This is a genomic window from Brevibacillus sp. MS2.2 (assembly GCF_013284345.1).
In the GTDB taxonomy this organism is placed as follows: Bacteria; Bacillota; Bacilli; order Brevibacillales; family Brevibacillaceae; genus Brevibacillus; species Brevibacillus brevis_C.
This window is the reverse complement of record NZ_JABSUZ010000007.1, coordinates 112,937-123,762: the sequence shown is the minus strand read 5'-3', so window position 1 is coordinate 123,762 and position 10,826 is coordinate 112,937. Positions and strand designations below refer to the sequence as shown.

At 47.5% G+C, this 10,826-nt stretch carries 8 protein-coding genes; 1 reads left to right on the top strand and 7 read right to left on the bottom strand.

The genetic code is table 11. The annotated features are described in order from the left end of the window. Position 1: 1 nt before the first annotated feature. The 3 genes from HP568_RS08580 to HP568_RS08570 are packed head-to-tail and all read right to left on the bottom strand — an operon-like array spanning position 2 to position 2,775. Positions 2 to 1,126, bottom strand: coding sequence for a DUF4350 domain-containing protein (locus HP568_RS08580; RefSeq protein ID WP_173628869.1), 1,125 nt, complete (start codon positions 1,124 to 1,126; stop codon positions 2 to 4). Then, positions 1,119 to 1,745 (bottom strand): DUF4129 domain-containing protein, encoded by a 627-nt coding sequence (locus HP568_RS08575; protein WP_173628868.1) that lies wholly within the window; start codon positions 1,743 to 1,745, stop codon positions 1,119 to 1,121. Before HP568_RS08575 ends, HP568_RS08580 begins: the two co-directional genes overlap by 8 nt. Beyond that, positions 1,738 to 2,775, bottom strand: coding sequence for a DUF7847 domain-containing protein (locus HP568_RS08570; RefSeq protein WP_048033617.1), 1,038 nt, complete (start codon positions 2,773 to 2,775; stop codon positions 1,738 to 1,740). Before HP568_RS08570 ends, HP568_RS08575 begins: the two co-directional genes overlap by 8 nt. Before the next feature lie 175 nt (positions 2,776 to 2,950). Between HP568_RS08570 and HP568_RS08565 the strand changes: the two genes are divergently transcribed. Beyond that, complete coding sequence (locus tag HP568_RS08565) at positions 2,951 to 3,550, top strand: hypothetical protein (protein ID WP_309142212.1); 600 nt, start codon at positions 2,951 to 2,953, stop codon at positions 3,548 to 3,550. A 231-nt stretch (positions 3,551 to 3,781) separates the two neighbouring features. Here HP568_RS08565 and HP568_RS08560 read toward each other — a convergent pair whose 3' ends face one another. The 4 genes from HP568_RS08560 to HP568_RS08545 form a co-directional block, all read right to left on the bottom strand. Continuing rightward, the gene (locus HP568_RS08560) at positions 3,782 to 4,930 is read right to left on the bottom strand and encodes a glycosyltransferase family 4 protein (protein ID WP_173628866.1); all 1,149 of its coding nucleotides are present in this window, start codon (positions 4,928 to 4,930) and stop codon (positions 3,782 to 3,784) included. A gap of 33 nt (positions 4,931 to 4,963) precedes the next feature. Beyond that, positions 4,964 to 6,817, bottom strand: a complete 1,854-nt coding sequence (locus HP568_RS08555; protein ID WP_173628865.1) for a CotS family spore coat protein — start codon at positions 6,815 to 6,817, stop codon at positions 4,964 to 4,966. Between the two features lie 183 nt (positions 6,818 to 7,000). Next, entirely contained in the window at positions 7,001 to 10,273 is a 3,273-nt protein-coding gene (locus HP568_RS08550) for a DEAD/DEAH box helicase (RefSeq protein ID WP_173628864.1), read from the bottom strand. 100 nt (positions 10,274 to 10,373) lie between these two features. Continuing rightward, positions 10,374 to 10,601: a hypothetical protein gene (locus HP568_RS08545; protein ID WP_048033622.1), complete on the bottom strand. Its 228-nt coding sequence runs from the start codon at positions 10,599 to 10,601 to the stop codon at positions 10,374 to 10,376. Positions 10,602 to 10,826 lie beyond the last annotated feature (225 nt).

Sequence of the window (10,826 nt, the reverse complement as noted above, 5' to 3'; positions counted from 1 at the left end):
GTCACTCCTTCTCCAGACGCTTCGTAATCTCATCCAACAAAAGACTGTCTGCAAGCAAGCTCTTCGGCGAGTATCGCCCTTCGTTTTTTGCCTGTTCCAGTCGTTCCAGCAGATGAGCGAATTTCTCTACCTCTTGATTTGTCCATCTTGTTTTGGCATATCGCATGATTTCCACACGATCGGCTCGCTGGTGCACTCCCCACCGATCGTGCAACAGTTGTCGCATGTACGCTTCTCGATGGCGTAACGCATCCTGTGCCAGCCCTCTTCGCTCATACCAGCTAGACACGGCGAGCAACGTCTCATCACCACGGCGCACCGTCCATTCCCTAAGCGTATAGACCGGTCCGAAACGTTTTCCTCTCCACCACACATATAGCAAAAGCAGGATACTGAGTTGAATGCAGGCAGCTATGAGCCAGCCCGGGTAGATCGCCAGAAAACCTGGTTTTTCCTGCAAGCCGTGATGGTATTCGTCTACCCAAAGAACCGGCCAATCTCCTTGTACATACGGCCAGATCGCTTCAAAGTGCGAAAGTCGATGAATTTTTTGATTGGTTAGCCATTCCGGTACGAGAAAAAACGTGACACTGCCATCTCCCACTTCTGTTCTTCCTCCGAGTATCCCCTGATCGTCGTAGAGAAGTGGCTCCATGTCGTCATCTTCTAAAAATCTCAATGAGGTCTCTGCTTTGCCCATGTACCTGCCCTGGACGAGAGGTCCCTGAATGTTTCGCTCCTGATTTTCTTTTTCCCGGATGTACTCCGTATAAAAGGGAAGGTCTTCCCACTCTGGTCTCGAGTGAAAGAGAATTAGGTCATTGCCTTCACTGACCCAATCCAGAATATCTATCTGTTCCTCTGGCATCAGTCTTTCCGGCTCTACTATGAGCATGGCCTGCCCAGTTGCTGTTGGTAAAAAACGCATAGGCTGCCGCCATTCCCTGACCTGCTTGCCTTTTTCCTCCAGTAGTACGAGCACAGCCTTGATTCCGCTCGGCTGTGCAGACGAAGCCAAGTACGGTGGGAGAGGTTCAGCAGTAGGCTTCACGATCAACCAGCCCACGATGACGAGCAGCAAGGTAGCCACAACGATTCCGACACGATAGGTGCGCAAACTATCCATGCTGTCCCTCCTCGCGCCAGATGCCTTCCAGTTCGTTTACACGCTTCCAGAACGATGCTTCGTCAATAAGTGATTGCCCGTACCAAACAGCGTCGAATTCTCGTGCGAAGCTGCCGAATACATCGCGTAAGCTCGGTTGATTTGCCTCAATTTCTTCTGCGTATTCCCAATTCGTTTTCCATTTCTCCACACGAATCCATGACTTCATTTGCAAATATACCAACAACGCCAAAAACAACGAGCGTTCTCCTTCCCGCCATTCTCCTCGCGCTGCTTTTTCTTTCGCATCACGCAAATAATCTGCATGAGAACGTATTTTTTCACCGTCCATAAACAACGGTCGATGCTTCTTCTGTACCCAAATCATTCTGCGGAATAACCAGTAAATGATGCCGACCAGTCCCAGTACAGCCATAATGAGCACGAGAGTAGATACGGTATTAGCCGCACCAGTTGGAATATGGGTCCACTCAAAAAGATCGGCGAGCAACTCGATCACAAACTCTATCGCCCTTTGAATCCAGTTCTCTCCACTACCTTGTGGCAAATTGAACTCGTCTCTGGCTAGAATCTCTTGTAAATGCTCCTTGTCATCTACCCAAGGACTCGTGCTAATCATGTGTAACTCCCGGCTCTTGTGCAGGAATAGGAGTTGCTGGTTCTACTGGTGCAGATGTGGCAAGCTGACGGCTTACTAGCTCTTGTAAATCTGTTCCTTCTTTTCTCACGCGCAGATCAAAGTAAGCCAAAGCGTACACAATGGCCATCCAAGGGGTCAAGAGGCAGGTAAGTGCAACCAGAATCATTTGCGCGAGGATAGAGGTACCTAAGACACCAGTGAGTACTAATTGCATACCGCTAGAGAACATCGAGTAGATCACACTGAGAACAACAAAAAGACCGAATAAACGCCAAAAGTTTCCTTTTGTCATATTCCAGCTTTGGCCGATTCCGACACCATCGCGTTCGAACAGAACGAGCGGCATATAAAAACCCCAACGAATTAAGAAATAGCCCGGTACGAGCATCATCCCAGCAATTAAGAATAAATAGCCAAATAAAACCAGAACGATCATAAGTACAATGCTGCCTTCATCTGACGGATCAAACAGGGTTTCTAATGTCATTCCACCGGCGAAGGCGAACATAACGAAAATTAATCCATATACGATGACAAATGCTGTCGACACTGCAAACGCGATTACTCCATATAGGAAAGTACTGCCCGCAAGCGGCCAAAATCTGCGAAGTGCCCCCTTCAAGGCATCTTTTAAGCTCAAGGTCTCTCCCTCGAGAGCAGCCTTCGTCAGTAAAATCGAACCGGAAATCATTTGCGGATAGGCGATGATCAACAGGATTGGCGCGACAAGGAATATGAATATGAGCAGCATCGGAAGGCTTTGTGTCATAAATTCTTCTTGTCCGGCAAATCTTGCGCCTAACGATTCTGCAAAATCCATACCTTCTGTATCTTGTGCAAGCAAAGGCACCCTGGTCAGATCAACCAAAAGCAGTTGCTGCAGGAGTAACAATGGACCGAACCAAATTAAAGCCAACAAAAAGAATGCTCCAAAATGCTGGCGATACACAGAAAAGCTCTTGTCCAACAGCTTCCCCACACCCATGGGGGCAATCGGCGTACGATTCATGAGAAACCTCCATCTTTCTTTTTGAGATTACCTGATAAGTATACACGATTTTCCTGCTTTTTTAAAAAAATCATCTAATTTTGCTAATGTTTTCCTGCCTGATTTTGTCAAATCAGGTGTTAGTCCAATACGGTCGTCCCCCTGCTGAATATGATATTGCATTGATAGTAAGGAGGTGTTGCCTTTGAAAGCATCTAGAAAGAAGAAGCTAAAAGCAAACCAAGCCCGCTGCCGCTGCAAGAAGCGATCTACCAAACGCAAATCCAATAGTCTGCTCAGGCAATTACGCCGTTTTGTCCGTATCCACGTTCGCGCACCTCGCGTGAATGTGACCACCCCCATTCCACAAGTAGAGGCACCTGTTGTACAAGTAGAAGCTCCTGTTGTACAAGTAGAAGCGCCCGTTGTACAAGTAGAACCGCCTGTTATAAAAGTAGAGGCACCTTATGTACAAGTAGAAGCTCCGAAGCCAATCGTCATCCCGGCACCATTAGTGAAGGTAGATGTCGAATCGGAAGAATCAGCGGATCAAGTCTGTATAGAAGGGCTTCGTCAAGAACTCAGCAAATGTATGAGAAACGATCAACTAGTGGAGGTCTTACTGACGACCGATTGGGGATCTGAGAGTCGTTCTTACCGAGTCGGCAAGCTTCTTAGAGTGGACGAAGGAATCATTGAATTACAGACCGTAACCTCATCGCGAACAAACGGAGCCTCTATTCTTATTCCTCTCACCCACATCGTCGCGATAATTCCAAATGCAGAACCCAATTGAACAAGCTGATATTCTGCGAGGCTTCAGGATTACCTGAAGATGCGGGGAGTCTGTGCGTAGTAGATTCCCCGCATCCTCTCCCATTTTGTACAATCGCATGTTGGACAAGCCCTTTTGTTCAGACAGGCCTGTCCACTCTAGCAGGGCACTGCACGACGTCCCGAAGGTATGAATAAACGCCCACTTCTCTGATCTCTCAGGGAAGTGGGCGATAGCATTCACTTTTGGGTTCTACCTACCCGTGTTGTTCCATACGTCTAGCACATCTCTTGCGACTCGATCCCATGTAAATCTTTGTTCGGCGAGCTGTCGTCCGCTTCTTCCCATTTGACGTTGGAGATCGCGGCTGGACAATAGTTGTTTCAGCTGTACAGCAAACGCTTGAGGGTCCTCCGGCTGCTCGACCAACAATCCATTGCCTCCGATGATCACCTCAGCATTTCCACCCCGCTTTGTCGTGACAAAGGGCAAACCGGCAGCCATCGCTTCATAATGGACACGTGCCAGTGGTTCCTCCCATTGCGATGGACAGACAAAAACGTCACCTGCCCAGAACCAGTGATGAATCTGATCTGCCGGAACAAATCCCGTAGTAATAACGGGAACAGGCGAACGATTCGCTAATGAGCGTACATATGCTGCATAGTCACTGATTTTATTTTCTCCGTACCAGGACCCTCCAACCAAAACGAGAGCGATGTTGGAATGGTAGGAGCGGAGTTCATTCATCGCGCGAACCAGAATGTCGGCCCCTTTTTTCGGCGTCAATCGTCCTACAAACAAGATCACTTGTTTGTTCCCCAGATTGTGCGTCGCCCGAAGTTCCTGACGAATCTTTTGCGCCGTTTTGGAGCCTTCTACTGGAACGAATGTTTCCAAATTCACTCCTGAATAAATCGTACGAAGCTTGTTTGCGGCTTCGGGATATAGCGAGGCAATGACTCGGCCGACATAATCACTGATGGTGATGATGCGTTCTGTTTCAGCAACAGCCCTAGCAGCTTCTGCCTGCCCTATTTTTACCGGATCAAACATATCATTGTGCATACTTAGAATGATACGTGCGTTCGGGCATACTTCACGAATGATGGGAACCATCCGCGGTCGGTTAAAAACATGGATGACATCATAGTTGTTCGCACTCAGGAAAGCGGCTACTTCGCGTGCATAAATCTCGAACACACCTTGCCCATCTACTCGCACATAACGCGCATTGCGAACTTGTTCATCCTTCGGTAGCGTGGGATCCGACGTTCCCAGGATAGTCAGCTCGTGATGCCTCCCCAGAATATCTGCAATCCCTGCAATATAAGTCTGAATCGCTCCCCCTCGTATAGGAGGGACTGGCAATTTTTCTGTACAGACCATGATAACTTTCATCCGTATTCTCCTTTCCCGTTCCGACTTCTTACATTAGTTGCCTCTCGTCTTCTTCGATATTTGACGCTGCTTCTTCATCTGATTGTTGATGAATTTACGGCTTAGTTTCGCCGCCTTGGCAACCTTTTTGCTCTTGTTGGAAGTGACGGTCCGGGACTGCTGTTTAGATGTCCACACAGTTCCTTTTTTGTTTTTCCCCGCTTGACTTGCAGGTTTTGCTTTTGGTGATTTGTCCTTTACTTCGATAGAGACCCGTACTTTGCTTAAAGGCTTACTCGGCTTTTTGCTGCTTTTTGAGACAGCAGAGCTCGTTGCCCGCTTTTTGTTTCGACCATCGAGTTTTCGTGCTTCACTTGTATCGAGTGGCGCTGATAGCACAAACGGAACACTTCCCGAAAATGAGATCCGACCTCTGCGGGCTGTGCTGCTACTTTCCACCTTTGCCCCTTCCTGCTTGCTTTCTTGCGGTTTATATAGCGCTTTCTCGGAAGTCGGACGGGAACTGGCTACCTTGTCGGTTACAGGCTTTTTGTCTTTGGACTCCTTGGGTTTGGACTCTTTGTCTTTGGATCCCTTGACCTTTGACTCTTTGTCCTTTGACTCTTTGTCCTTAGACACTTTATCCTTAGACCCTTTGATCTTCGTAGACTTTTTGTCTTTCGGTTCCTCGACGAGAGCCTCTGTTGTTGGTGTGGATACTGCAACAGGTAACAATTCCTTGATATCGGATGCCAACCTTTGTGGTTCAACCACTTCCGTTATTTGATCATAGTTGCCCGGTTGGTATTTGCTGATGTCTTTCGCGAGTTCTGCCAATGCTGCATCTTTTGTTTGATCCCCCGTCAAAACTCGCTGCAGAATACCTTCTGCTTCTGTCGACAAGAAGGTGGCTGGATCATAAAACATCTCTTTGAGGTGCTTATAAAATTCGTTTGGCACTGCCATATCATTCAAGAGGACTTCAAACGATTCGCGATCCAGTGGATTCGCCTTATGATAGGCTTCGATCATGCCACGCATCCAGGAGACATCCCAGACTCCCATATCATCCATCGTACTGGTGATGAGCTTGCGCAAATCCCGAAACGGCAAATCGTACGACACGCCATCCAAGTCGATGACCCAAAGCCCTCCAGGACCATTTTGACCATTTGACCAGCCGTAATCTTGGTGCACCAATCCCCAGTGCGCCTCTCCCATCTTGATCATTTTCGGATAGGCAGAAGCTTTTAATTTCTCTAGGGCTGCCCATGCTTGCTGTTCATAGCGATCGATGACAGCCAAAATAGATTTACTTGTTGGGATTTCACTGTAGGCTTTTGCTACTTCCCGCATCCATCCGATTTTTTTGGCAATCTTTTGATAATGATTGGGCCAGCGGTATAAACGGGAAGAGTTTTTGGCTCCTGTAGGCGGAACGTAGCCTTTCGAATGACGATGGAATTCACCAAGACCGTAGCAAAGCTCTTGCGCGCCTACCAAATCTACTTTTGTTGCCGGCTGCAAGGCAATCCAATCGGTAACAATCCAGAGTTTCCCACCTTTTTCTACATAAAGACTGCCATTTCGGGCAGGAATCAGTGCTGGTACCCTTGCCCCCTGTTTGACGACGTATTCTTGGAAAGCCACACTATAGAGACTGCGTTCAGGCGTACGGTGCAGTACCTTTAGGCTACGCGGACCTTTATCTGTCTCGATGCGCCAAATCGCCCCGCCTTTGTCTGGCTTGGAAGTAATGAGCGTACGACTCTTCACTGACATGTCATACTCTTTGATCACTTGATCTGCGATCGCATCTACTTCCGGTGGCACTGTCAAATCCCAGTTAGCCGGCGTTTCCACATTCCCTTCTCGGGTATCCCATGGCTTAATCACATATTGTTCCATTCCATTCCCCCCACACTTCTGTGGTGATGCCTTCGTCCTTCTCCATAAGCTATTCGCTATGTCCTTTTCTCGAACCGGACAAATATCATTGGGAGTCTGCCAATTCGTTATTCGCACAGGGATAAAGTCTCGCAAAAAAACAGCTTGACCCCTCGCATGGTAGCGACAGTCAAGCTGTTCTTGTTAAATCATCAGCAATTCACGTATTTCTTGCTCGGTTAAAGATGAGATTGCCTCTTGCCCCGGTGTAATGATTTCCTCGATCAAGTTTTTCTTTTTTTGTTGCAGCTCGTACATTTTCTCTTCGACCGTTCCCTCTGCAACAAGCCTGATCACTTGAACGACGTTCTTTTGGCCGATACGATGGGCACGATCAGCAGCCTGTTGTTCCACAGCGGGATTCCACCACAGATCATACAAGATTACGGTGTCCGCACCCGTCACATTCAATCCTGTTCCCCCAGCTTTCAATGACATGAGAAACAAATCCCGCTCTCCCTCGTTAAATCGGTTGCACAAATCTAGTCTCTCTGCCACTGGCGTCTGTCCATCCAGATAGAAAAACGGGACGCCGTGATACCCCAGCTCGCGTCCGATTATCCCTAGCATCTCCGTAAATTGAGAAAAGAGTAAAACGCGCTTCCCAGCGTTTTTGCATTCACCGATAATCTCGAATAGCTGTTCGAGCTTGGCTGACCCTCCATCATACTCTTTGACGAACAGCGCTGGATGACAACAAATTTGGCGCAGTCTCGTCAAGCCTGCGAGAATTTTGATCCGATTTTTTTGAAAGCCTTTATTGTACAAATGCTTCACTGTTTCCTGTTGGAGCTGCGCCAAATAGGCGACATACAGCTTTTTCTGTTCTGGCAACAGTCTCGCGCTTTGCAGTGTTTCAATTTTGGCCGGCAATTCCTTCAGTACCTCAGTCTTGAGCCTGCGCAATAAAAAGGGACGCGTCCGCTTCGCAATCGTATCTCGCGGCAAGTCAAGGAATTCCTTTCGTGCCGGAAATAGCTCAGGGAAAACAGCATCGTAGATGGACCACAGCTCCTCTACCCTGTTTTCCACAGGTGTTCCTGTCAGGGCAAAGCGATGCTTGGCTTTTATTCGTTTAACGGTCTGAGCTGTTTGCGTGACATAGTTTTTGAAGGTTTGCGCTTCATCCAAGATCAAGGTGTGGAAGGAATGCTCCTCGAACTGGGCATGATCACGACGCAAGAGCGGATACGAGGTAATGAGCACATCGATTTGCGACAGCTCGTTTACGATTTGATTCCGCTCTTCCTTCGTGCCATCCACAATCACGCTACGGATATTTGGCGCGAACTTTTTGATTTCATTGTGCCAATTGTATAAAAGAGAGGCAGGAGCCACGATAATCGCTGGGAGCTTTTGTTCTCGGATTTCGGGCAGAACAGAGAGCAGAAAGGTAATACTTTGCACTGTCTTCCCCAAGCCCATATCGTCAGCGAGAATTCCCCCAAAGCCGTAGTGTGCCAAAGTTTTCATCCATTGATAGCCATACTTCTGATAATCGCGAAGGGTCCCCCGCAAAGATTCGGGTACGGGAAAGTCCAGATTATCAGGGTTACGCATATTCTCCAAAAACTGGCGCAATGGTTTCCCTAGCTGAACAGACTGTCCCTGCATGGGTAAATCAAGCAAGCGCAGCCCGCGAAAAGCAGGCAGTTGAAAACCACTTCCCATTTGCTCAGCGTATTGCATGCCCATTTCGTCCAGGAAACGATTGATTTGCTCAAATTCCTTTGTCTCAAGCGGCAGAAGCGCTCCATTCGACAGCCGATGATATCTGCGCTTTTCTTCTACCGATTGGATAACACTTCGGATCTCGGACTCTGGTATCCCATCCATATCAAAGCGAAAATCGAGCCAATTTGTTCGCTCATCAACATCCACTTTGACTTTAGGGGGGATGTGAAGAGGCTGAATCCTGATTTTTACGGAAGTTGTCGCGTATACCTTTAACAGCCTTTCCAGCTTTGGGACGACGTGATAAAGGAAGTCATACTCGGCTTCCTCGTCATCTAGAAAATACCCTCCTTCCGTGCGGGTAAAGGCACCCTCCTCCATCAGCTCTAAAATCTGCCGCTCCTTCTCCCCGTCACGCATTAAAATCAGCTCACTGCCACGTTGTCCTCCCCCTTCCTGTCCTTCCAGCGGATTGATGATGATATCACCGTATTGAAACTCCAGTCCCGCCAGAAGTCGGTCCCTTACCCGATCCAGATACAGCTTGGCTTTTAACTGGAATTGCACGACCCGTTCGGAGACAGCTTTTGCAATTTGCACCTTCCCCAGTTTCATCAAGGCCGGGACAATCTGCACCATGAATGGTTCGATTTTTTCCGCGGGAATGTGAATCCGCTCACTGCTATGAGATTCTAACAAGTGCTTCAGCTCTGCCAAACTGTGGCATTGTTCCTTCGGCAATCTGTGCCATATACCATCTACGAGCAACAATCCGTAAGCTTCCAAAACAGTGATTTGCCTGAAGCCTTGAACTTCCAGTTGATATTGATCGGTTTTTGTCTGGTCAAATTCGAAGTGGAGTGGCGGCGGCTCATCTATACATGCAAACGTTGGATACATGTGGTCATGATGCTGAATGTGAACAGAAGGTGCGGCAAGTAGCAATGTAAATAACCGCTCCCAGGTAAATGGTGGAACAAGAAGAACCCGTTCCCCACCCACATGCTTCTGTTCCTGATAATGGTAGCTTGCAGTTTCGCGATATATTTTTTCCGTACGATAAATTTGCAAGAGTTCGCGGAGGATGGCTTCATGCTCTGGCAAAAAGCGATGCAAATTCGGATCATAGGTAAATTGGCTAGAGAATCGATGCACTTGCTGCTTATCCATCCGGTCTAAAAACGCGCGAATATCCTTTATGATGTACAACCTCTTTGGCCCTAGCTTCAGCTCTATTCCGATCATGCTCTTGCGAAAACCGTACGGTACGATTTTACATATGATTTCCAAGGAAAGTGTTGTTCGTGAATCTAGCAACACACGATTATGGCTTGTCCGAATCGGCCGGTCCACGAACAAGCTGAACAATCCCTCTGTTAGTTGCGAATCAGGCTGTGTTGTCACGCCTGCTTGTCTCGTGGTAAAGGAAGTGGAATAGCTGCCAGGATGCTCGTCTGCTTGCAGATCACGCAAGGTTAACAACGAAGCTGCGATATGTTGGCAGTAGTGATCGTACGACGCCAAAGTAGGGCAACTACACACTGCTGCCATACCAGACTCGTCCAGTTCAATAGTGACTTGATAGTTATTTTTTCCTGCGTCCACTGTCGTTTTGATCCAAGCAGGTTCCGGTTGAAAATGCTCCACGAGCACGTTCCCAGAACGGTAAAAAGCCTTTCCTCTTTCATAAGAAAGACGACCACACCATTCTTTTATCATTTGATGGCTCACTTGAAAGCTCATTTTCTGTTCCATCCTCATCTTGAAATATGTTTAATATTACAGAATGCAACTGAAAAAAGATACGCATGAAAGCGTATCTTTTCCCACATATAAAAATCAATTAGGCGTCATCGGAATCTTCGTCGTCAGAATCTTCGTCCTCGGAATCTTCAGCATCAGAATCTTCTTCAGCATAGTCTTCATTTTCTTCATCTTCGTCATCGTCATCGTCGTCATTAGTGCCAAAGTATAATTTTTTCGTAGTGCCATCTTCGTATTCGATTTTTACTTCCATTTCTTCTGCACCTTCACCAAGTGCCTCACGCAATTGCTCCAACCATTCGTCCATGTTAACCACACCTCCTGGGTATAGATGATCTCTTGGCGGCATTTGCCAACAGATTTACTGTCGACATTGATACTATATGAAAAGTTCCTTTTTCATGTATGGACAGTTGTCCCCTACCACACAGTAGACTTTTGCACAACTTGCCCTTGCAAGTAACGCATGCACCTAACAAGCTACTGTTGCATACGTAACGGTTACATATTTGGAAGTAGACTGGACAAACTT

What these genes read in the sequence shown, in the direction of transcription:
- HP568_RS08580 (WP_173628869.1), bottom strand. Translation starts at nt 1,126, where the DNA reads ATGGATAGTTTGCGCACCTATCGTGTCGGAATCGTTGTGGCTACCTTG.
- HP568_RS08550 (WP_173628864.1), bottom strand. Translation starts at nt 10,273, where the DNA reads ATGAGCTTTCAAGTGAGCCATCAAATGATAAAAGAATGGTGTGGTCGT.
- HP568_RS08560 (WP_173628866.1), bottom strand. Translation starts at nt 4,930, where the DNA reads ATGAAAGTTATCATGGTCTGTACAGAAAAATTGCCAGTCCCTCCTATA.
- HP568_RS08575 (WP_173628868.1), bottom strand. Translation starts at nt 1,745, where the DNA reads ATGATTAGCACGAGTCCTTGGGTAGATGACAAGGAGCATTTACAAGAG.
- HP568_RS08545 (WP_048033622.1), bottom strand. Translation starts at nt 10,601, where the DNA reads ATGGACGAATGGTTGGAGCAATTGCGTGAGGCACTTGGTGAAGGTGCA.
- HP568_RS08570 (WP_048033617.1), bottom strand. Translation starts at nt 2,775, where the DNA reads ATGAATCGTACGCCGATTGCCCCCATGGGTGTGGGGAAGCTGTTGGAC.
- HP568_RS08555 (WP_173628865.1), bottom strand. Translation starts at nt 6,817, where the DNA reads ATGGAACAATATGTGATTAAGCCATGGGATACCCGAGAAGGGAATGTG.